The following is a 21835-nucleotide window of genomic DNA, read 5'->3' on the forward strand; positions in this document are numbered from 1 at the left end:
GGGTGCGGGTGGCAACGCACCGTTGCGTCATGAGGAGCCGGGCTCTCGAGGTGACGCTCCGGACGCTTTAAGCGCCCCCGAAACCCCGCTAGCCGTGGAGGCGAAGGACGAATGGAAGCCGTAACAGAGGTATTGTCAGCGCTCATCCCCCCGGCGGTGGTGGCGGGCGCCTTCATCTTTGGCGTAGTGAAGTTGGTCCGGTCCGAGGCTCTGGGGGGCCGCCGAAACCGCGAGGATCAGCCCGAGGGGCAGAACTGATCGGCCAGTCAGCCGAATCCCCGTAGCGCTGAATTGTCTCCACGCCTTTCCGGGTATATGTTTGGGCAGGCGAATGAAACAATGCTCCGCGAAAGGATTGCGTACATGGCCAAGCAGATCCAGGAGATTCTCATCGATGACCTCGATGGGGGCGAGGCCAATGAGACGGTCAGCTTCGCTATTGACGGCTCGTCCTATGAGATTGACCTCAGCGACCTTAACGCGAAGAAGCTGAGGGACGCTCTGTCGCCTTTCGTGCAGCACGCGCGCAGGGCGGGCTCGGCCACCACGCGTCGTCGCGGGCGCAGCGGCAGCCGGGCCATGAGCCGGGAGAAGAGCTCGGAGATCCGTCAGTGGGCCAAGGCCCACGGCCTGCCCGTCAGCGAGCGCGGCCGCATCGCCTCCACCGTCGTGGAGAAGTACGAGGCCGCGCACTGACGCCGCTCTCTAAGAGAGCGACAGCCGACCATGCGCTTATGATGTTCGCCTTGGACCCCGGCGGCCGCCATAAGCGCATGATCGTATCCCCGAAGTCCGCGAATCCGGACTCCGGCGGATGATGATCGCGTAAGGCGCCCATATCCGGGCGTAATGGGCACGCGTTCCTGGCCATCCCCGGCGGCGTTTCCACGCCGGGGCCGCGATATGCGGGCGAGCGCGCGCCGAAAGCCGTGCAGGGCGGCCGTGCCGCATTCAGCGTACGCTCCGTGTACGCCGCGGGACGGCCGCCCACATTGCCGTTCGCCGGCCGTCCCAGGCCCGGTGCAGCGGAAATCCCGCGCCGCCCGTTAACGCCGGTCGGCGAACTCTTCACGCGCTGTAGTGTAAAAGCGTGATCCACGGTTACCGTACGCGGCCGTAAACACCGGGCGTACGGATGCGCGGGCATCCCGATATCCCGCTCCCGCGCCTCTCCCGGGCATATGACGCGACTATGAGCAAGGCTCGCGCAATGCCGGTTCCCCTGCATCCTCCCGCAATGCGGCCATCTCGCGAGCAGTTCGTTTCCGATTGCCGTGCACGTGTGAGTGCAAGGATCACCAGAGAATGCATCGCATCAACCGCTCGGTGCGTCTCATCATGCGGGATGGCTTCGGTAACCGTCCTGACCGGATGGCGGAATACCGATTACCGGCGGTGCGGGCCTTCCGGGAACGCGGTGCGCGTACCGTGGCCGATCGTGTTCGATGCGTGACGGGCTCGCTTGGCCAAGCCTCCCATCACGACATACGATTGATTCCGTAACAGATACGGACGTTGCATCAGTGCTGATGCGCGGGCGGAGCGGCGTCCCCAACGCCGCGTCGTACGAGGCGTCCGGCGGCCAGATGCGTGTGTGGTCCGCATGCGCCGCGAGTGGCAATTCCAGTCGTTCCTGAGAGACGGCTTAAACATCGTTCGCTTGCGGCGTAGCGGGAACACGTCACCCCCGATCAGTAGTTGGATGGAGGGTGAACGCCCTGCTCTCGGGGAACGTGTCTGCTATAGAGCGTGTCAGCGGCAGAGGGCACGGTTCGCCGAGCCAGGGCTAGCATGCGGGAGGACGGGACCGGATTTACCGGCCTGACTGACCGCTCTGTGAGGAGCGACGAGATGTTCGAGAGGTTCACCGACCGAGCGAGGCGTGTTGTCGTCTTGGCCCAGGAAGAGGCCAGGATGCTCAACCACAACTACATCGGCACTGAGCACATTCTTCTTGGTTTGATCCATGAAGGTGAGGGCGTGGCCGCCAAGGCTCTCGAGAGCCTGGGCATCAGCCTTGAGGGTGTGCGCCAGCAGGTCGAGGAGATCATCGGCCAGGGCCAGTCGGCTCCGTCGGGGCACATTCCGTTCACCCCGCGGGCCAAGAAGGTCCTCGAGCTGTCGCTCCGTGAGGCTTTGCAGCTGGGTCACAACTACATCGGCACCGAGCACATCCTGCTCGGGCTCATCCGCGAGGGTGAGGGTGTGGCCGCCCAGGTGCTGGTCAAGCTTGGAGCTGATCTCAACCGTGTCCGGCAGCAGGTCATCCAGTTGCTCCACGGTTACCAGGGCAAGGAGCCGGCCGCGGCGGGCGGCCCCCAGGAGTCGGCCCCGTCCACGTCCCTGGTGCTCGACCAGTTCGGCCGTAACCTGACCCAGGCCGCCCGCGAGGGCAAGCTGGATCCGGTCATCGGCCGTGAGAAGGAGATCGAGCGGGTCATGCAGGTCCTCTCCCGGAGGACCAAGAACAACCCCGTTCTCATCGGCGAGCCCGGCGTCGGCAAGACCGCCGTCGTCGAGGGCCTGTCGCAGAAGATCGTCAGGGGCGAGGTGCCCGAGACGCTGAAGGACAAGCAGCTCTACACGCTTGACCTCGGTGCCCTGGTCGCCGGCTCCCGCTACCGCGGTGACTTCGAAGAGCGCCTGAAGAAGGTGCTCAAGGAGATCCGCACCCGCGGCGACATCATCCTGTTCATCGACGAGCTGCACACGCTCGTGGGTGCGGGCGCCGCCGAGGGCGCGATCGACGCCGCCAGCATCCTCAAGCCGATGCTGGCCCGCGGCGAGCTGCAGACGATCGGCGCGACCACGCTCGATGAGTACCGCAAGTACTTGGAGAAGGACGCGGCACTCGAGCGGCGCTTCCAGCCGATCCAGGTGGCCGAGCCGTCGCTCAGCCACACGATCGAGATCCTCAAGGGTCTGCGCGACCGCTACGAGGCACACCACCGCGTGTCCATCACCGACGACGCGCTGGTGGCCGCCGCCCAGCTGGCCGACCGCTACATCAGCGACCGCTACCTGCCCGACAAGGCGATCGACCTCATCGACGAGGCCGGCTCCCGCATGCGCATCCGCAGGATGACCGCGCCGCCGGACCTGCGCGAGTACGACGAGAAGATCGCCAACGTCCGCCGCGACAAGGAGTCCGCGATCGACGCGCAGGACTTCGAGAAGGCCGCTGCGCTCCGCGACCAGGAAAAGCAGCTCCAGCTCAAGCGCGAGCGGCGGGAGAAGGAGTGGAAGGCCGGCGACATGGACGTCGTCGCCGAGGTCACCCAGGAGCTCATCGCCGAGGTCCTGGCGACCGCCACCGGCATCCCGGTCTTCAAGCTGACCGAGGAGGAGTCGCAGCGCCTGCTCCGCATGGAGGACGAGCTCCACAAGCGGATCATCGGCCAGGACGACGCCATCAAGGGCCTGTCGCGCTCCATCCGGCGCACCCGCGCCGGGCTGAAGGACCCGCGCCGTCCCGGCGGTTCGTTCATCTTCGCCGGCCCGTCCGGCGTCGGTAAGACCGAGCTGTCCAAGGCGCTCGCGGAGTTCCTCTTCGGCGACGAGGACGCGCTGATCAGCCTGGACATGTCGGAGTTCATGGAGAAGCACACCGTCTCCCGGCTGTTCGGCTCGCCTCCCGGCTACGTCGGCTACGAGGAGGGCGGTCAGCTCACCGAGAAGGTGCGGCGCAAGCCGTTCTCCGTGGTCCTGTTCGACGAGATCGAAAAGGCCCACCCCGACATCTTCAACTCGCTGCTGCAGATCCTGGAAGACGGTCGCCTGACCGACGCCCAGGGCCGGGTGGTCGACTTCAAGAACACGGTCATCATCATGACCACCAACCTCGGTACCCGCGACATCTCCAAGGGCATCGGGGTCGGGTTCGCGAAGTCCAACGACACCGAGTCCAATTACGAGCGGATGAAGGCGAAGGTCCAGGAAGAGCTCAAGCAGCACTTCCGGCCCGAGTTCCTCAACCGTGTCGACGACATCGTGGTCTTCCACCAGCTCACGCCGGTCGAGATCATCCAGATCGTGGATCTGATGCTCGCCCAGGTCGACGCCAGGCTGAAGGACCGCGACATGGGGCTCGAGGTCTCGCCCGAGGCCAAGCAGCTGCTCGCCGACCGCGGTTACGACCCGGTCATGGGCGCCCGGCCGCTGCGCCGGACGATCCAGCGCGAGCTGGAGGACGCGCTGTCGGAGAAGATCCTGTACGGCGAGCTCCGGCCCGGCCAGGTCGTGAAGGTGACGGTGGAGGGCGAGGGCGACGACGCCAAGTTCGTCTTCAAGGGCGAGACCGCCTCGAAGATCCCGGACTCGGCCGCCGCGATCGCCGCTCCGATCCAGAACTGACGTCCCGCCTTCAGAGGCTGAACCGGAAGCCCCCGTGTGAGTCGCTCGCACGGGGGCTTCCGCGTGCCTGGGGTCTTTTCGCGGGTGGCCGTGCGGGGGCGTCCGGTTCTTCGACAGGGACGGCGTCGGCCCGCCGCTGGGGCGCTTCTTGAGGGCGCCCTGCGGGCCGCCGCCGCCCGGGGGCTCGCCGCTGGGCACGAGCGTGCTTGAGCAGCCTTGTGGCGTGCACGGGACCGGGACTGCGGGACGCTCCGCGGGGCCAGCCTTCCGGGGACGAGCTCGCCAGACGCGCTTTCCAGGGGAGCGCTGGCCCGCCTGCTGGGCGGCCGGGTGTCACGGGTGGTGTGGGGGCGCGGGTCCGCCTGCCCGCGCCCTTGTGGCGTCCCTGCCGGGTGCCCGCGTCACGTCACGGGCGGATCAGTGTGCCGTAGGCGGCGCGGATGTCCGACTTCGAGGACTTGACGTACATCTCGCTGGGCGGGCCGTAGTCGGTGATGTAGTAGGTGTAGTGGATGCGGCGCGGGCAGGCGGAGCCGCCGATCTGCACGCTGTGAGGGCCGACGCGCTTGCCGGTCCGCAGCTCGTACACGCGCACGGGGATCTTGCGCTTCTTGAACGTCACGTTCACGGTGTAGGGGTAGCTGCCGGTGAGGGACCGGTACGGGCAGGTTCTGACGGGGGTGCCGTGCTTGCTCTTGCCGGCGCAGATCACCAGCACGGCCTTGGCGGGGTCCTTGGTCAGCCACGAGGAGGGCAGCTTCGTCCTGTGGCCGCCCTGGCCGATGAGGATCGCGCGGTGCGGCCCCTTGCCCCGGTAGGGCTTGGCACCGTGGTAGGGCGCGGGGTCCTTGCAGTACTTGGGCTCGCCGCCCTTGAGGAGCTTGCGGACGTTCGCCAGCTCGATCTGCAGGACTGCCTTCTCCTTGCCCTCCTTCGCCCTGCCGGCCAGATCGTTCTTGGGGTACTGGTCGAGGAACTGCTCGTACTGGGCCTTGGCCTTCTTCCACTCCTTGTCCTTGGCGAGGGCGTCGCCGCAGCCGACGATCGCGGCGGGCGCGACCTTCGGGACGATCTCGGCGGCGCGGTCCAGCACGGGGTCGCCGGACGGCCGCTTGGCGAGCCAGTCGGTGATCGTCCTGGTCTCGCAGGCGTCCTTGGTCGGCAGGGCGTTCAAGAAGTCGTCCAGGACCTTGCCCGCCTTCGCCTCTTGGCCGGCGGCCTCGTTGAGCGCCTGCGCCAGGTGGCCGAAGCCCGACTCCAGGGCCTTGGTGTCGCCGGGTCAGGCCGGCGGTGAGGTCGCTGGTCGCCTGTGCGAGGAAGAGGTCGGCCCGGCGCCCGTCCACGCCCTGCCACAGCGCGCCGGGGTGCGCGTGGTAGGTCTCGAGCGTACGGGCGGCCAGCAGCCGGTCGGCCGCAGCCTGCCGCTCGGCCGTCACCAGCAGCCGGCAGGCCGCGCTCTCGTCCTCGGCTCTGGCGGTCAGCGGGGAGTCGGCCACCCGGTGCCCGGCCCAGAGCCCGTCCAGGGTGGCCAAGGCGCGCGTGCAGTCGCCGGCGCGGTGGGCCGCCGCGGCCTCCTGGTGGATGCGGTAGGCGTCCAGCCGCAGGTAGCCGACGGCCGACAGGACGACGAGGGCCGCGGCCAGCCCGGTGAGCCGCTGCCGCCGCTTCTGCGCGGAGTTCTCGTGTCTTAAGCCCCTGCCCGCCAGCCACCAGCCGTGGACGACGACGAGGGCCCACCACAGGAGCACCACGTACTCGAACCAGGTGAACCGCGCGACCAGCGCCAGCGCGACGGCGAGCGCGATCGTGACCGCCAGGGCGCCGAACGCGAGCCCGCGCCGCCGCATCATCAGGTAGCCGATGCCCAGCAGCGAGGCGTTGCCGAGCGCCACGGCCAAGGGGTCGGCGGCCGGTCCAGGTGGAAGGTTGCGGGTACTCGCCGGTCTCGGATCCATCGTGGCGCCTTCCTCGTGCGAAACGGCTCACGGCCCTGCTCGGATCACCGCCATTGTCGGCGCGGAGGTCGGGGAGGGGTCCCGGACCGTGCGCCCTTGATCACACGATGCGACGTTCATGTGCCGGAGCGCAATACCTTGAGGATCTCCGCCCGGGGGACGGCGAAGTTGGGGGCTTGTGAGGCGCTGAGGGGGCGTTTGGGGGCTTTTAGAAGTTTGTCCGGATGTCGGGGCTACTGGGAGGTTTCCAGGCGCTCCGAGGCGGCCACAGGCGATCCTTGCGGTGCCTGAATTCGGTTTGTGAGGACCGTTGCGTAATTGTTGGGTGGCCGGGTATGCCACCACCGCAAGTAGTACTACACTGCGTAGAGCATCGCCAAGTCTCACCAAGTGAGCCGCAAGAGCGTCATCCCGAGCTGAGGCTGCTCCCGTGGGAGTAGCGGACGATCAACTCAGGGTGGACGCGCATACGACCCGCCGACAGGCAACATGCTCACCTGGCTCGCACGCAACGAGGCGGGCGACGGGACACAACAAGCAAGCCGTGGAGGAAACCGATGCGCCTGCGTCACGATGACGGAACGCTCGTTCACCTCGCCTACAACGCAGGCGTCCACCCTGCTGAGGACCTGGAGAACCTCATCGCGCACCTCACCCGATACGCGGTCCCGGTGCGCAAGCGGCTGGGCGTTGAGCGCATGGGCATCGGGTTGTGGCTGTCCCCGAGCGTCGCCGACCACCTCATCGCCGACCGGATCGAGCTCGTACGGCTGCGCCGCTCCCTGGAGGAGCGCGGCCTCGAGGTGGTGAGCCTCAACGGCACCGGCGGCCGCAACCAGGAGGTGCCCGGCCCCGACTGGGCCAAGCCCGAGCGCTACCGCTACACGATGGCGCTGGCCAGGATTCTCGCGTTCCTGCTGCCGGAGGACGTGCAGTTCGGCAGCATCTCCACTATCCCCATCGGATGGCGCCGCGACTGGCCCGCCGACCTGCACGCCATCGCCACCCGCCGTCTTGAGCGGCTGGCCCGCGAGCTGCGCGGCATCTACAGCACCACCGGCAAGACGATCAGGGTCGGCTTCGAGCCCTGGCCGGGGTGCGTGCTGGAGACCACCGAGCAGGCGCTCGAACGGGTCGGCGGCATCGACTCCGAGCACCTGGGCGTCTGCCTGGACGCCTGCCACCTCGCCTGCGGGGCCGAGGAGCCGGGCCAGGCGCTCAAGGGGCTGGCCGAGGCGGGCGCGCCCGTGGTGAAGCTCGGCCACGTCCACAACCACACGGGCGAGACGCCCAGCACCGGGGCCGTGCTGCACGACACGCTGACCGCCATGCTGTCGGGGGCGGTGAGCGGCAGCGCTCACATCGAGGTGGAGACCCACAACCTCACCGTGCCGGGCCGCGCCAAGGGGCCTGGTGCGCTGGTGTCGCTGCTGGCCGAGGAGCTGGACTGGGCGCGGACGAACCTGACCGCCCTGGGGCTGCAGCTCGCCGCCTGAGCGGCCCTATTCACTCGGAGACGTACACCGTCGCCGCTGGGGACACGGTCGCCATGCCGCCGCATGCCGTGCGGCGGGTGCCGGCCGACCCCGAGACGGGCTAGAGCGCCGTCGTGACGGCGCCCCCAGAGGCGCGGGCGCTCGCGGGCGACGGCGGCGACGAGTACGGCGTTCCGCCGTGGATCGCGTGAGAGGAGGAGCGCGGTCGCCGACGCCGAGCGCGGGTTCGTGCCGATCGTGGCCGTGAAGGTCTACACCCCAGGTGGTACGTCGGACCCGCACGCCTGCGACCTCGCACCGGAGGACGACGAACGCATCGTTTCCCCGCGGGTCAGGTGAGGGCCTTTCACGTGGGGAGCCGGTAGGTGCCGTCGTCCAGCACCTCGGCCAGGCCGTCGGCGACGAGGCCGTCGAGCGCGCGCTCGCGCTGGACGGCGTCGTCCCAGACCGCGTCGAGCGCCGCCTTGGGCACCGGGCCGTGGGCCTCGCGCAGCACCGCGAGGAGGCGGCCACGGCACTGGCGGTCGGTGCCGGCGTAGGTCTGGCCCTTGCGCGCCGGGCCCTCGTGCGGCGGCTTGCCCGCAAGGCGCCAGGCGCACAGCGCGGTGATCGGGCAGTCGGCGCAGCGAGGGGAGCGGGCCGTGCACACCAGCGCGCCCAGCTCCATCACGGCCACACCCCACCGGGGCGCGCCCAGCTCGGGCAGCAGGCTCTCGGCGAGGCGGCGCTCGGCGGCGGAGGTGGCGGCCGGCGGGTACTCCTCGCCGCGGATCGCCCGCGCGAACACCCGCCGCACGTTCGTGTCGAGCACCGCGTGGCGGCCGCCGAAGGCGAAGCTGGCGACGGCCGCGGCGGTGTACTCGCCGATGCCGGGCAGCGACAGCAGCGTGTCGTGGTCCGAGGGCACCTCGCCGCCGTGCTCCTCGGTGATGGCGCGGGCGCAGGCGTGCAGGCGCAGCGCCCTGCGCGGGTAGCCGAGCCGGCCCCAGTGCCGCACGGCCTCGCCCGGCTGCTCGGCGGCCAGCGCCTTGGGGGTGGGCCAGCGTTCCATCCACTCGTGCCAGACCGGCAGGACGCGGACGACCGGAGTCTGCTGAAGCATGATCTCGCTGACCAGCACGCCCCACGGGGTCGCATCGGGGGCGCGCCACGGGAGGTCCCGGGCGTTGTCCTCGTACCAGTCCAGAACGGGGGCGTGCAGGAGGTTCGGCTCAACCACGCGGTCAAGCGTATTCGGAGATTAAGGCCTTCGGCGTGTCGTCACCGAACGTGGTCACTCTCTCACCATCCTTGGCGTATGGACCCGGATACTCTGCGTGGCGACGGCGGTGACATCTACTGGCGGCGCCGGATGAGCGTGCTGATCGCGGTGCTCGTCGTGGTGGCCGTGGTGGCGTGGGCGTGCTCAAGCGGCGGCAGCGGGCCGGAACGCGAGTCCAGCGCCCAGTCGTCACCGAGCGTCAGTGCCACGCCCAGCATCGACCCGCTGCTCGCGGGCCTGCGCACGCTCGCCATGGGCACCGCCGGCCCGACGCCCACGCCGACCCCCAAGCCGTCGCCGTCCGAACGGCGGCGACCGGGCGAGCCGTGCTCGGACAAGGACCTGGTGCTCAGCCTCCAGGGCAGCGGCAAGGAGCCGATCTACTCCGGTGACGCCCGCCCGTCCTTCCTGGTCACGCTGGTGAACACGGGGCCGGTCATGTGCACGGCCGACGTCGGCCCGCGCTCCATGGAGATCCGGATCACCTCCGGGACGGACCGCATCTGGTCGACGGCCGACTGCGTGAGCGGCGAGGGTACGGAGATCAAGCAGCTGCGGCGCGGGGTGCCGTACGTGCGCATGCTGGAGTGGAACCGGCGGCGGTCCAGCTCCGACTGCCGGGCCGAGCCGCCCGCCGCGCTGCCCGGCACGTACGTGGCCATCGCGCGGCTGGGCAAGCTGCGCAGCCACAAGGGCGTCTTCCACCTGCGCTGAGCCCGCCGGGGCGGCGGCGTTTCACGGGCGGTCGTAGCGGGTCACCACCACGCCCTCGTCGCAGACCCGCGACTCCACCAGCCGCAGGCCCAGCCGGTCAGTGCCGTTCTGGAACAGCGGGCGGCCGCCGCCCAGCACCACGGGGTGCACGGCGATGTGGTACTCGTCGATGAGCCCGTGCCGGGTCAGCGTGCCCGCGAGGCCCGAGCCGCCCGTCAGCAGGATGTCGGCGCCGGCCTGCCGCTTGAGCTCGGCGATGCGCTCGGCGGGGTCGGTGCGGATCACTTCGGCGGCCCATGCGTCGCTCTCCAGGGTCGTCGAGACGACGATCTTGGGGGTTCGGCGCCAGACGGGGGCGAACTTCAGGTCGTGCGGGTGGTCGGAGATCGTCTCCGCCGCCGGCCAGTAGGAGACCATCATGTCCCAGACGTTCCGGCCGTACAGGAAGGCACCGGCCCGCGCGCAGAGCGCCTCGGAGTAGGCCGACAGCTCCTCGCCCATCACCGGCCAGTCGAACTCGCCCTTCGGGCCCTCGATGTGGCCGTCGATGGAAGTGTGCACCCAGTAGATGAGCTTGTGCATGGTCGTCCGTCCCTTTCGCGGTCGTTGTTTCGCCAAGGGGTCGGAGCGGGCCGGGCGACTTCGACATGAAGCGCGGAAAATCCGCCATGTGAGCCATGTCACCAGGCGCGGAGAGGCGGCGGACCGTGACGCGAGAGACGACGGAAGGGCGAGCCGGGAGGGCGGGCGGTGGGGAGACGCCGCCAGGAGGGCGGGAGCCGACGGGGGTCAGACGTAGCGTTCGAGGATGGAGGATTCGGCGAGGCGGGACAGGCCCTCGCGGACGCTGCGGGCGCGGGATTCGCCGACGCCGCCGACCTCCTGGAGGTCGTCGATGCTGGCCGCCAGCAGCTTCTGCAGGCTGCCGAAATGGTTGACCAGGCGGTCGACGACGGTGGCGGGCAGCCGGGGGACCTTGGCGAGCAGGCGGAAACCGCGCGGGCTGACCGGGCTTTCGAGCTGGTCGCTGCCGCTGTGGCCGAGCACGCGCGCCACCGCCGACAGGTCGAGCAGCTCCGAGCCCGACAGGTGGTCGAGGTCGTGCATGGCCTCCTGGAGGCGGCGCTGGCGGCGGCCGGCCGGGGCGGGCAGGTAGTCGCGGATGACCAGCTCGCGCTCGGAGTCGACGCCGGCCACCAGCTCGTCGAGCTGGAGCGAGAGGAGGCGGCCGTCGGTGCCGAGCTCGACGACGTAGCCCTTGATCTCGTCGGAGATGCGGCGGACCATCTCCAGCCGCTGCGCCACGGCGGCGACGTCGCGCACCGTCACCAGGTCTTCGATCTCCAGGGCCGACAGCGTGCCGGAGACCTCGTCGAGCCGGTGCTTGTAGCGCTCGAGCGTGGCCAGCGCCTGGTTGGCCTTGGACAGGATCGCGGCCGACTCTTCGAGGACGTAGCGGATGCCGTCGAGGTAGAGGGCGATGATCCGCATCGACTTGCTGATCGCGATGATCGGCAGGCCGGTCTGCCTGGCGACGCGCTGGGCGGTGCGGTGGCGGGTGCCGGACTCGTCGGTGGGGATGGACGGATCGGGAACGAGGTGGACGGCGGCGCGGACGATCTTCTGGTCGTCGCTCACCACGATGGCGCCGTCCATCTTGGCGAGCTCGCGCAGCCGGGTGGCCGAGAATTCGACGTCGAGCTCGAAACCGCCGCTGCAGAGCTGTTCGACGGTGCGGTTGTAGCCGAGGACGATCAGCCCGCCGGTCTGCCCGCGCAGGATGCGTTCGAGGCCGTCGCGCAGAGGAGTGCCCGGCGCTACAGCGGCCAGCGCTTCGCGACGGCGGTCGTCAAGACTCCTATCCACCTGACCCCCGTGTCGATCGGTCACCTCAGCTTAGCCGTGCTCAGGTGACGTGTGTGAGTGCGTCCCAAACGTTCTCCGCCTGCACCACCTCGAACCCGGGAGCGAACGCGACCGGCCCGACCGGCACCAATGCGCGCTGGCCGCCGCGCTTTCGCCCGCCCTCGTCGAGCGACCCGGCGGGAACGAGAGCCCTCTTGAATCCCAGTCTGGCCGCTTCGCTCAGCCGCCTGCGAACGTCTTTCACCGGACGCAGCTCGCCCGCGAGCCCGACCTCGCCGAGCGCCACCAGGCCGGAGGGCAGCGGCTTGTCGCCTGCCGCGCTGGCGACGGCCAGCATGACCGCCAGATCGACGGCGGGGTCGGCCAGCTTGATGCCGCCGACGGTGGCGGTGAAGACGTCGCAGCCGCCGAGCCGGGCGTTGAGCCGGCGCTCCAGCACCGCCAGGATCATCTGCACGCGGTAGGGGTCGAGGCCGGAGGAGGTGCGGCGGGGCTGCTGGGCCTCGGTGCGCGCGACCAGCGCCTGCACCTCGGCGGGCAGCGGGCGGGTGCCCTCGACGGTGACGGTGACGCAGGTGCCGGGCACCGGCTCGCTGCGCCGGGAGACGAACAGCCCGCTCGGGTCGGTGATGCCCTCGATGCCGCGCTCGTGGAGGTCGAAGCAGCCGACCTCGTCGGTGGGGCCGAAGCGGTTTTTGATCGCACGGACCATGCGCAGCCGGGAGTAGCGATCGCCCTCGAAGTTGAGCACGACGTCGACGAGGTGCTCGAGGGTGCGCGGACCGGCGATGGAGCCCTCTTTGGTGACGTGGCCGACGATGAGCGTCGCCATGTTGCGCTCCTTGGCCAGGCGTACGAGGTTGGCCGCCACCTCGCGCACCTGCGTGACCCCGCCGGGCACGCCCGTGGCCTGGCTGGTGCCGATGGTCTGGACGGAGTCGACGACCAGCAGCCGCGGCTGCACCTTCTCCACATGGGTGACCAGGGCCGACAGCTCGGTCTCCGCCGCGAGGTAGAGGTTTTCCTGGATCGCGCCGATGCGGTCGGCCCGCAGCCGCACCTGGGCCGCGGACTCCTCGCCCGTGACGTAGAGGACGGTGGTGCGCTCGGCGATGCGGGCGGCGGCCTCCAGCAGCAGCGTGGACTTGCCGATGCCGGGCTCGCCGGCCAGCAGCACGACGGCGCCGGGCACCAGGCCGCCGCCGAGCACCCGGTCGAGCTCGCCCACGCCGGTGGTGCGGGCCGTGGCCACCTCGGCCTTGACCTGGCCGATGGGCAGGGCGGGGGCGGTGGTGGCACCGGCCTGCACGACGGTGGCGCCGGCGCGGGCGCCCTCCTCGTCGACCGTGCCCCACGCCTGGCACTCGCCGCACCTGCCCACCCACTTGGGGGTGCGCCAGCCGCACTCCGTGCAGCGGTATCCGGGCTTCTGGGCAGTCTTGGCCATGAGGAGCAGGCTAGCGTCAGGCGCCGACAATCCCACCCGTCCCACGCGTAACCGCGACCGGCGGCGCGGCGTCGCGGATCAGCCCAGGCCGGGCCCCCTGGCGACCGCTTCGGTTCCCGGGGCGGTCAGCCCGTGCTCGGCCTCGATCTGCTCCGGCACGGGACCCACCATCCGGCACGGCCCGCACCACTCGGCCCAGAACTCGACCGGCCCCGGCTCCTCGTAGCTGCCGGTGGTCAGCGTGATCATCTTCATCCCCTTACGAAGCAACCCGGACAGGACCGGGCGAGCTGGGCGGCCACCTCGGCGCGCCGCGCGAGCAGCACGCGGATCTCCTGGTCGATCTCGTGGAGCCTGCGCTCGTAGACCGCGACGGACTCGGCGCACGAGCCGCCGGTGCTGTGACCACGGCGCAGGCAGTCGACGAACGGCCGCGTCTCTTCCAGGGTGCAGCCGATCTGGAGCAGGGCGCGGATCTCCGAGACGAGCCTGACGTTGACACCCGCGTCAAGGTCAAGCCTCAGAAATAGCGCCAGCGCAGCACGTTGGGGTAGTCGAGCTCCAGTCCGGGCGTCTCGGCGATGGCCTGCTCGGCCACCTCGGGGGCGAACTCGATGCGCAGCACCGCCTCAAGGTCGGCCCTGCGCTGGAAGACCATCCTGAGGTCGAGCTCCCTGCGCTGCCAGCCGTGCCGGTCCCAGAACGCCTCGACCTCGCGCGCCGAGTAGGTGGGCACCGTACGCGAGAACCACCGCCCGAACGCGCCCCGCGTCGCGTCGAGGTCCACCACGAACGCGGCGCCGCCCCTGCGCATGACCCGCGACAGCTCGCGCAGCCCGGGCTCGCATCCGGGGCCGAAGAAGTACGCCCACCGCGCGATGGCGACGTCCACCCCGGCGTCCGGCAGCGGCAGGTCCTGGGCGGCGGCGGTGTGGACGGTCACGTTGGGCAGCGCGGCGCAGCGGCGGCGGGCCAGTGCGGCGAGGTCGCCGTGCGGCTCGACGCCGATCACCCGCGCCGCCTCTGCGGCCAGGATCGGCAGGTGGTAGCCGGTGCCGCAGCCGATGTCCAGCACCGTGGCGCCGGACCAGGGGCGCAGCGCGCGCATGGCCGCGTCGGCGGCGCCGTCGGGATCGACGGCGCGGTTCTCCAGCTCGTAGATCTGCGGGGTGTTCCAGATGTTCGGGCTGGGGATGGCGCCTTTCACGATCCGTGGCATGCATCCCACGCTAGGGCCTTTCACGCACCCGGCGTACGGGCACGTCTGTACAGGGCAGAAGGCACATACGGACAGGGCAGATGGGCGTGACGCGCCAGATCGGCTTCTCCGGCTTAGGCTGGCTACGTGGCTGATGTCATCCGCGTGCCCAATGCGAAGATCGCATTGTCCACCGCCTCGGTATATCCGGAACGCACTCCCGACGCGTTCGAGCTGGCCGCCCGCCTGGGCTACGACGGCGTCGAGATCATGGTCGGCGCCGACCCCGTGAGCCAGGACATCGACGTGATCGAGCGGCTCTCCGATCACTACGAGGTCCCCGTCCTGGCCATCCACGCGCCCTGCCTGCTGGTGACGCAGCGGGTGTGGGGGCGCGACCCGTGGGCCAAGCTGCTGCGGGCCCAGAAGGCGGCAGAGCGGCTCGGCGCGTCCACGGTCGTGGTCCACCCGCCCTTCCGCTGGCAGCGCGAGTACGCGCGCGAGTTCGAGACCGGCCTGGCCAGGATGCGCGACGAGACGGACGTCACGTTCGCGGTGGAGAACATGTTCCCGCTGCGCGCGAGGGGCAACGACGTGGTGCCGTACGCACCCGACTGGAACCCGATCGACCACGACTTCCCCCAGGTCACGCTCGACCTGTCGCACACGGCGGTGTCGGGCTCCGACGCCATGGAGATGGCGACCAAGCTCGGCGACCGGCTGGCGCACCTCCACCTGGCCGACGGCATCGGCGTGACCAACAAGGACGAGCACCTCGTGCCCGGCAGGGGCAACCAGCCGTGCGCGCAGATCCTGGAGCGGCTGGCCGGCAACGGCTACTCCGGGCTCGTGGTCCTCGAGATCAACACGAGGAAGGCGGCCAGCCGCACCCAGCGCATCGACGACCTCGCCGAGGGGCTGGCCTTCGCCCGGCTGCACCTGGCGGCCTCCGCATGAGCGGGCCGCTCAAGGACCTGGCGCGGACGTTCGACCGGGTGGCCGACGCCTACGACGAGGGGCGGCCCGGCTACCCCGACGAGGTCTACCGCGCGATGACGGAGGTGTCGGGGGTCGAGCTCGACGGCGCGACGGCGGTCGACGTGGGAGCGGGCACCGGCATCATGACGCGGGCGCTGCGGGCGCGCGGCTCGCGGGTGATCGCGGTGGACCCCGGCGAGCCGATGCTGGCGCATCTGGTCGCCAAGTCGGGCGCACGAGGACAGAAGCCTGCGGGCGGGGAGGAACGTGCCGCGCCGGTGGCGGCCGTGATGGGCGACGGCAACGCGCTGCCGCTGACCGACGGCGTGGCCGACCTGGTGATGTACGCCCAGTCGTGGCACTGGCTCGACCCCGCCGCCTCCATCGCCGAGGCGCGCCGGGTGCTGCGGCCGGGCGGCGCGATCGTGGGCTGCTGGAACTTCAACCACGCCGCCCAGGCCGACTGGCTGGCCGCGTACGAGACGAGGCTGGCCGAGGAGGTGCCGACCTACTACGGCCCCGCCGTGGAGGAGTGGTCGGTGCCGCCGATCGCGTCGGCCTTCGAGGTGGTGGGTGAGCGCTGGATCCCGTGGACCCGGCTGGTCGGCATCGAGCACTTCCTGCTCGACCTGCGCTCTCACTCGTACATGGCGGCGCTGTCGCCGGAGCGGGCCGACGAGGTGGTGGCGCGGCGGCGGGCGGAGCTGCGCGCGGCCTTCCCCGAGGGCGTGCTGTCGGTGCCGATGCGGGTCTACCTGGCGGTGGGCCGGTGATGCGCTGCCTGGAAACGGGCGGGCACCCCTCGGCGGCGGGCGCGAGAGGAGGGGCGGTGCGCCGTCCGGCGGGCGCGATGAGCGGGGCGCGGCGCCTTCTGGCGGCGGGCGCGGGAAGCGGGGCGGGGCGATGACCGCGCAGCAGCGGCGCCGGCCGGGGCGCCGGCCGGGCGCGGTGGACACGCGCGGCGAGATCCTGGCGGCGGCGCGCAAGGTGTTCGCGGAGAAGGGCTTCGACAAGGCGACCGTACGCGGCATCGCGCGCGAGGCCGGTGTCGATCCCGCGCTCGTGCACCACTACTTCGCCACGAAAGAGGGCATGTTCGTCGCGGCGATGCAGCTGCCGATCACGCCGGAGCAGGTCATCCCGCTGCTGATCGACGGGCCGCGCGAGGAGATCGGCGAGCGGCTGGTCCGCATGCTGCTCCAGGTGACGGCCGAGCCGGAGACGCGCGAGCCGATGGTGGCGCTGCTGCGCTCGGCGATGACCAACGAGCAGGCCGCCACGATGTTCCGCGAGTTCATCCTGCACGCGCTGCTCTACCAGGTGGCCGACCGCCTGGGGGTGCCGCACCTGCGGGTGGAGGCGGCCTTCGCGCAGATGTTCGGCACGATCATGGGTAGGTACGTGCTGAAGCTGGAGCCCCTGGCGAGCGCGAGCGTGGAAGAGCTGGTCGAGCTGCTCGCGCCGACCATTCAGCGCTACTTCTGCGGATAGAGCATTGTTCTAGAATGGGCGGCGACCTTAGGGTATGTCGCGTGAGCCAGTAAAGTTACTCGTGGGTAGGATCGGCCTATGCCTGCGCAGCGGGTGACCGTACGCTGACAGCCAACGTCGTCTGTGGGAGGACCCGTGCTCTGGGTTGCCATCATCGGGCTCGTCATGACCGTCCTGGCGGTGGCCGTGGCCGGTCGGAGGGTGCTGTTCCTGTACAAGCTCGCCACCGTGGGCCCGCCCGCGCCCGAGCGGATCGAGTACGCCAAGACTCATGTGGGCGACGAGATCAAGGCGCAGCTCGTCGAGGTGTTCGGCCAGAAGAAGCTGCTGAAGTGGACGCCCTCGGGCGTCGCGCACTTCTTCGTCATGTGGGCGTTCTTCATCCTGCTGACCGTCTACATCGAGGCGTACGGCGCGATCATCCAGGGTGCGATCACCGGGCGGCCGAACTTCCACATTCCGCTCATCGGCACCTGGGGTGTGCTCGGCTTCCTGCAGGACTTCATCGCGGTCGCCTGCCTGCTCGGCCTCGTCGCGTTCGCGGTCATCCGGGTCAAGAACTCGCCCAAGCAGCTCGGCCGGCGCTCCCGCTTCTCCGGCTCGCACCTGGGCGGCGCCTGGCTGGTCCTGTTCATGATCTTCAACATCATCTGGACCCTCTTCCTGGCCAGGGGCGCCGCGGCGGCCAACGGCAACTTCCCCTACTCCTCGGGCGCGTTCGTCTCGCTGGCGCTCGGCGACGTGCTTCCGCAGAGCGCGCTGCTGGAAGAGATCGGGCTGCTGCTGCACATCGGCTTCATGCTGGTGTTCCTCATCATCGTGGTGAACTCCAAGCACCTGCACATCTTCACCGCGCCGCTCAACGTGCTCTTCTCCCGCCGTCCCGACGGGCTCGGCGGCGCGCCGGAGCTGCGGGTGGACGGCAAGCCCGTCGACTTCGAAGACGAGGACCTCGACCCCGAGCGGCTCGGCCGGGGCAAGATCTCCGACACCACGTGGAAGGGCTTCCTCGACTTCTACTCCTGCACCGAGTGCGGCCGCTGCCAGTCGCAGTGCCCGGCGTGGAACACCGACAAGCCGCTGTCGCCGAAGATGCTCATCCTCGACCAGCGCGACCACGCCTTCGCCGTGGCGCCGTACCTCATGGCCGCGCAGAACGGCGTCGAGCATAAGGACACCGACGTGCTCGCGCTGCTGGAGAAGCCGCTGGTCGGCGAGGACGGCGTGATACACCCCGACGTGCTGTGGTCGTGCACCAACTGCGGCGCCTGCGTCGAGCAGTGCCCGGTGGACATCGAGCACATCGACCACATCCTCGACATGCGCCGCTACCAGGTCATGGTGGAGTCGTCGTTCCCGTCCGAGGCGGGAGTGATGGTCAAGAACCTGGAGAACAAGGGCAACCCGTGGGGCATGTCCGAGATGAAGCGCGCCGACTGGATCGAGGAGCTCGACTTCGAGGTCGAGGTCGTCGAGGACAAGATGCCCGAGGACGCCGAATACCTGTTCTGGGTGGGCTGCGCGGGCGCGCTCGAAGACCGGGCGAAGAAGACCACCAAGGCCGTGGCGGAGCTGCTGCACATCGCGGGCGTCAAGTTCGCGGTGCTCGGCCCGATGGAGGCGTGCACCGGCGACCCGGCGCGGCGGCTGGGCATGGAGTACCTGTTCAACATGCTCGCCCAGCAGAACATCGAGACGCTCAACGAGGCCGGCGTAAAGAAGATCGTGGCCACCTGCCCCCACTGCTTCAACACGCTCGCCAACGAGTACCCGCAGCTCGGCGGCACGTACGAGGTCGTGCACCACACGCAGCTGCTGGCCAAGCTGGTCGATGAGGGCAAGCTCACCCCGATCACCCCGATCGAGGAGAAGATCACCTACCACGACCCGTGCTTCCTCGGCCGCCACAACAAGGTCTACTCCCAGCCGCGCGACATCATGGCGAAGGTGCCCGGCGTGCAGACCCAGGAGATGCACCGCCACAAGGACCGCGGCTTCTGCTGCGGCGCCGGCGGCGCGCGCATGTGGATGGAGGAGCGCATCGGCAAGCGCATCAACACCGAGCGCGTGGACGAGGCGCTGACCACGAATCCTGACACGGTCTCGACCGCCTGCCCCTTCTGCATGGTCATGCTCGGCGACGCGATCAACGAAAAGAAGAACAACGGCGAGGCCAAGGAATCGCTGGAGGTCGTGGACGTCGCGCAGCTTCTGATCAAGTCCGTCAAGAGCCCGTCCTGACAGTGACATGTCCGACTCCTCCATAGCTGATGTGGAGGAGTCGCATGTCAACGGACGTGACAGGTAGAAATCCGGCATCCACATAACGGGAAAATCACGGTAACCTCAACGTCGCATGGCTCTATTCGTACGGGGAGGGGGCTCGTGATGGGCGTCGTCGTCACAGACGCCGAAGTCACCCTTGCCGACGTGCTCTCCCTGCGCCTCGCCATCGACGAACCCCTGGAGGAAGGCACCGAGCTCGTCCTGCGCAACCGCGCCACCGGCGTGGAGCGCAACGTGCGGCTCGGCACGCCGGGCGCCCGCGCGCGCGAGGCCTCGCTCGCGGTGTCGCTGGAGCCGCTCGGCCTCACCACCGGCCGGTGGGACGCCTACCTGCGCCGCCGCGGCAAGCGCACCAGGCTGCGCAGCATCGACCCGGGCTTCTCGCTCGACCACCTCGACGCGTACGCGCTGTGCCGCCGCACCCTCGCCTACCGCTCCTACCGCACCCGCAACGGCTACCTCGCGCTGAAGATCTCCGAGGCCGAGCCGGTGGCCGAGGTGCGCTCGGTCTGGTTCAGGGAGGGCCGCTTCGAGGTGATGGGCCTGCTCGCCTACACCGGCCTGGAGGACGACGACTCGCGCCACGAGGCCGTGCTGACGCTCAGCCGCAGGCAGACCGGCGCCCGGCTGAAGGGCAACGCCACCGTGCAGGGGGTGCGCTTCCACGCGGCCGTGTCGCTGGTGGACGTGCTGGCCGCCGACCCCGAGGGCGCCGCGGGCTCCGGCACGTGGGAACCGGTCCTCGAAGTGGAGGACGTGCCCACGGCGCTGCGGCTCGGCTCGCGCCTCGACGACGTCGACGGCAAGCGGCGCCGCCTGCACTACCCCTCGGCCCGGGTGGACGGCGTGCTGATCAAGCCCTGCTACACCGCCGACGACGAGCTGCGAATCGAGGTCGGCGGATGAGGATCAGCCTGGTGCTCGCCTCCGCGTACGGGATGCGCGGTGACGTGCGCGCCATGCTGAACCTGGCCACGGCCCTGGCCGAACGCCACGACGTCGAGGTGATCAGCGTCAGGCGGCAGAAGGAGAAGCCGTTCTTCCCCGTCAGCTCCAAGGTCTCGCTGCGCAGCGTGGTGGACGCCAGGCCCGGCGTGCGCCACCTGCTGCCGCGCGGCCAGGTGCGTACGGAGGTCGCGCTCTGGCGGGTGCTGCGCAACCTCAAATCCGACGTGGTGATCACCACCAGGCCGGGCATCGGCGTGCAGGTGGCCAGGCACGCGCCGCGCGAGACGCTCAAGATCGCGCGTGAGTGGGGCAGGCCGGCCGTGCCCGGCCCGGTCAAGCGCCACTACCCGCGCCTGCACGCCGTCGTGACGGCCACGGAGTCGGCGCAGGAGGAGTGGACCAGGCTGCTCGACGACGGCGGGCCGCCCGTCCACTGCGTGCTCGACGCGCTGCCCGGCGGGCTGTGGCCGCGCTCGCGCATGGACAACAGGATCGTGGCCGCCGGAGGCCGGTGGGTGCCGGTCAAGGCGTACGACCGGCTGATCCGGGCGTTCGCGATCGTGGCCGACAAGCGGCCCGACTGGCGGTTGCGGCTGTACGGCGGCGGCCCCGAGGAGCGGCTGCTGCGCTCGCTGGTGCGGGAGCTGAACCTGCACAACCACGTCTACTTCATGGGCACCACGCCCGACCTCGCGGGCGAGTTCGCCAAGGCGTCCATCGTGGCCAGCACCTCGCGCAGCGAGGACCTCGGCATGGCGGTGCTGGAGGCGATGGGCTGCGGGGTGCCGGTGGTGGCGTACGAGGGGGCGAGAGGGCCCAGGGAGTTCGTCGCGACCGGCTATAACGGTGTGCTGGTGCCCGAGGACGACCCGGAGGTGTTCGCGGCGGCGCTGCTCGCGCTGATCGACGACGAGCGCCGCCGGCGGTCGCTGGCGGCCGGGGCGCGTGACACGGCGCTGCGGCACTCGGCCGACGAGATCGCCGAGCAGTGGGAGAAGCTCATCTGCGGCCTTCGCTAGATCGCCGGGACCATACCTCTTACGGGTACCGTAGAGGCATGCATGGGTACAGCGGAGACAAGCAGGCGTATCTCACGCGCCTGCGGCGAATCGAGGGGCAGATTCGGGGCCTGCAGCGCATGGTCGACGACGACGCCTACTGCATCGACGTGCTGACCCAGGTCTCCGCGGCGACGAGGGCCCTGCAGGCGGTGGCGCTGGGGCTGCTCGAAGAGCACATCTCCCACTGCGTGGCCGACGCCATCGCCTCCGGCGGGCCCGAGGCCGACGCGAAGGTCAAGGAGGCCTCCGCGGCCATCGCCCGTCTCGTCCGCTCCTGACGCCCTCGTTCCCCCGGCTCTGCGCGCGCTCGTGGCACGAACGCGCCCGCATCCGGTTCCGCCTTCGAGGGGAGGGTTCGAGTGGTGGTCTCCGTCTCCGTGTCCGTCTCCGCGGCCTGCGGGAGGATCGCCGCCGGGGAGAGGGGCTCATCCCTGAGGGGGATAGTCCGAGTGGTGGAATGACTAGTTATGGGAAACCCCGGAAACCGGTGTCCCCGGCCCCTTTGGGCCAGGAACTAGGTCCCCGGGGCTAGTAATCGTGTCGGTTCTTCAGCGACTCGCCGAAGTCCGCAATCCGAGCGCGTCGTCGAGTTCGTCCAAGGTCAGCCGTCGCTCGCTGCCTGCCACGGCCGTGAGCACCTCGGCGTAGAGTGCAATCTCGTCCAACGCGACACGGTCGTGGACCCGAGAGTCCAGGTCATCGTGCCCCACCGCGTCGTCCTTCCTTCCGCAGCCCACACCCTCTACGAGGTTACGGCGCGGGCCCTTCCGGCGACATGGCC

18 protein-coding genes are annotated in these 21835 nt (G+C 70.0%); 11 read left to right on the plus strand and 7 right to left on the minus strand.

What is annotated here, in order from left to right; genetic code table 11:
* The first annotated feature begins 363 nt into the window (after window positions 1-363).
* Window positions 364-696, plus strand: a complete 333-nt coding sequence (locus tag ACGFIM_RS19590) for an Lsr2 family protein (protein WP_364063975.1) — start codon at window positions 364-366, stop codon at window positions 694-696.
* 1155 nt (window positions 697-1851) lie between these two features.
* The gene (locus ACGFIM_RS19595; RefSeq protein ID WP_393202085.1) at window positions 1852-4353 is read left to right on the plus strand and encodes an ATP-dependent Clp protease ATP-binding subunit; all 2502 of its coding nucleotides are present in this window, start codon (window positions 1852-1854) and stop codon (window positions 4351-4353) included.
* A gap of 406 nt (window positions 4354-4759) precedes the next feature.
* Here the strand turns inward: ACGFIM_RS19595 and ACGFIM_RS19600 are convergent, their stop codons facing one another.
* Complete coding sequence (locus tag ACGFIM_RS19600) at window positions 4760-5527, minus strand: tol-pal system YbgF family protein (protein WP_393202087.1); 768 nt, start codon at window positions 5525-5527, stop codon at window positions 4760-4762.
* 1338 nt (window positions 5528-6865) lie between these two features.
* On the opposite strand from ACGFIM_RS19600, the gene ACGFIM_RS19605 reads away from it, so the two are divergent.
* The gene (locus ACGFIM_RS19605; RefSeq protein WP_364063966.1) at window positions 6866-7804 is read left to right on the plus strand and encodes a TIM barrel protein; all 939 of its coding nucleotides are present in this window, start codon (window positions 6866-6868) and stop codon (window positions 7802-7804) included.
* A gap of 346 nt (window positions 7805-8150) precedes the next feature.
* On the opposite strand, the gene ACGFIM_RS19610 is transcribed toward ACGFIM_RS19605, so the two are convergent.
* The gene (locus ACGFIM_RS19610) at window positions 8151-9023 is read right to left on the minus strand and encodes an A/G-specific adenine glycosylase (protein ID WP_393202089.1); all 873 of its coding nucleotides are present in this window, start codon (window positions 9021-9023) and stop codon (window positions 8151-8153) included.
* 78 nt (window positions 9024-9101) lie between these two features.
* Between ACGFIM_RS19610 and ACGFIM_RS19615 the strand changes: the two genes are divergently transcribed.
* Window positions 9102-9779, plus strand: coding sequence for a hypothetical protein (locus tag ACGFIM_RS19615; RefSeq protein ID WP_393202091.1), 678 nt, complete (start codon window positions 9102-9104; stop codon window positions 9777-9779).
* Between the two features lie 21 nt (window positions 9780-9800).
* Here the strand turns inward: ACGFIM_RS19615 and ACGFIM_RS19620 are convergent, their stop codons facing one another.
* The 5 genes from ACGFIM_RS19620 to ACGFIM_RS19640 all read right to left on the minus strand — a co-directional run bounded on the left by ACGFIM_RS19620 (window position 9801) and on the right by ACGFIM_RS19640 (window position 14311).
* Window positions 9801-10361, minus strand: coding sequence for a dihydrofolate reductase family protein (locus ACGFIM_RS19620; RefSeq protein ID WP_393202093.1), 561 nt, complete (start codon window positions 10359-10361; stop codon window positions 9801-9803).
* Between the two features lie 207 nt (window positions 10362-10568).
* On the minus strand, window positions 10569-11645 hold the full coding sequence (gene disA, locus ACGFIM_RS19625; RefSeq protein ID WP_393202095.1) for a DNA integrity scanning diadenylate cyclase DisA: 1077 nt from the start codon (window positions 11643-11645) through the stop codon (window positions 10569-10571).
* Window positions 11646-11685: 40 nt separating this feature from the next.
* Window positions 11686-13092, minus strand: coding sequence for a DNA repair protein RadA (gene radA / locus ACGFIM_RS19630; protein WP_393202097.1), 1407 nt, complete (start codon window positions 13090-13092; stop codon window positions 11686-11688).
* Between the two features lie 78 nt (window positions 13093-13170).
* A complete protein-coding gene (locus ACGFIM_RS19635) occupies window positions 13171-13341 on the minus strand; it encodes a thioredoxin family protein (RefSeq protein WP_393202099.1) in 171 nt (56 codons plus the stop codon).
* Window positions 13342-13612: 271 nt separating this feature from the next.
* On the minus strand, window positions 13613-14311 hold the full coding sequence (locus ACGFIM_RS19640) for a class I SAM-dependent methyltransferase (RefSeq protein WP_393202101.1): 699 nt from the start codon (window positions 14309-14311) through the stop codon (window positions 13613-13615).
* Between the two features lie 126 nt (window positions 14312-14437).
* Here ACGFIM_RS19640 and ACGFIM_RS19645 point away from each other — a divergent pair, with 126 nt between their 5' ends.
* The 7 genes from ACGFIM_RS19645 (at window position 14438) to ACGFIM_RS19675 (ending at window position 21332) form a co-directional block, all read left to right on the plus strand.
* Window positions 14438-15247: a sugar phosphate isomerase/epimerase family protein gene (locus ACGFIM_RS19645; protein WP_393202104.1), complete on the plus strand. Its 810-nt coding sequence runs from the start codon at window positions 14438-14440 to the stop codon at window positions 15245-15247.
* Window positions 15244-16041 (plus strand): class I SAM-dependent methyltransferase, encoded by a 798-nt coding sequence (locus ACGFIM_RS19650; protein WP_393202106.1) that lies wholly within the window; start codon window positions 15244-15246, stop codon window positions 16039-16041. The genes ACGFIM_RS19645 and ACGFIM_RS19650 overlap by 4 nt, the downstream gene beginning before the upstream one ends.
* A 130-nt stretch (window positions 16042-16171) precedes the next feature.
* Window positions 16172-16759 carry a TetR family transcriptional regulator gene (locus ACGFIM_RS19655; RefSeq protein ID WP_393202108.1) on the plus strand — a complete coding sequence of 196 codons (588 nt, stop codon included), beginning with the start codon at window positions 16172-16174 and terminating at the stop codon, window positions 16757-16759.
* Between the two features lie 135 nt (window positions 16760-16894).
* The gene (locus ACGFIM_RS19660) at window positions 16895-19000 is read left to right on the plus strand and encodes a (Fe-S)-binding protein (protein ID WP_393202110.1); all 2106 of its coding nucleotides are present in this window, start codon (window positions 16895-16897) and stop codon (window positions 18998-19000) included.
* Window positions 19001-19147: 147 nt separating this feature from the next.
* Complete coding sequence (locus tag ACGFIM_RS19665; RefSeq protein WP_393202112.1) at window positions 19148-19951, plus strand: hypothetical protein; 804 nt, start codon at window positions 19148-19150, stop codon at window positions 19949-19951.
* The gene (locus ACGFIM_RS19670; RefSeq protein ID WP_393202114.1) at window positions 19948-21012 is read left to right on the plus strand and encodes a glycosyltransferase; all 1065 of its coding nucleotides are present in this window, start codon (window positions 19948-19950) and stop codon (window positions 21010-21012) included. The genes ACGFIM_RS19665 and ACGFIM_RS19670 overlap by 4 nt, the downstream gene beginning before the upstream one ends.
* A gap of 38 nt (window positions 21013-21050) precedes the next feature.
* The gene (locus tag ACGFIM_RS19675; RefSeq protein WP_393202116.1) at window positions 21051-21332 is read left to right on the plus strand and encodes a metal-sensitive transcriptional regulator; all 282 of its coding nucleotides are present in this window, start codon (window positions 21051-21053) and stop codon (window positions 21330-21332) included.
* Window positions 21333-21835: the final 503 nt, after the last annotated feature.

Source organism: Nonomuraea sp. NPDC049309 (assembly GCF_043196965.1).
Lineage (GTDB): Bacteria > Actinomycetota > Actinomycetes > Streptosporangiales > Streptosporangiaceae > Nonomuraea > Nonomuraea fastidiosa.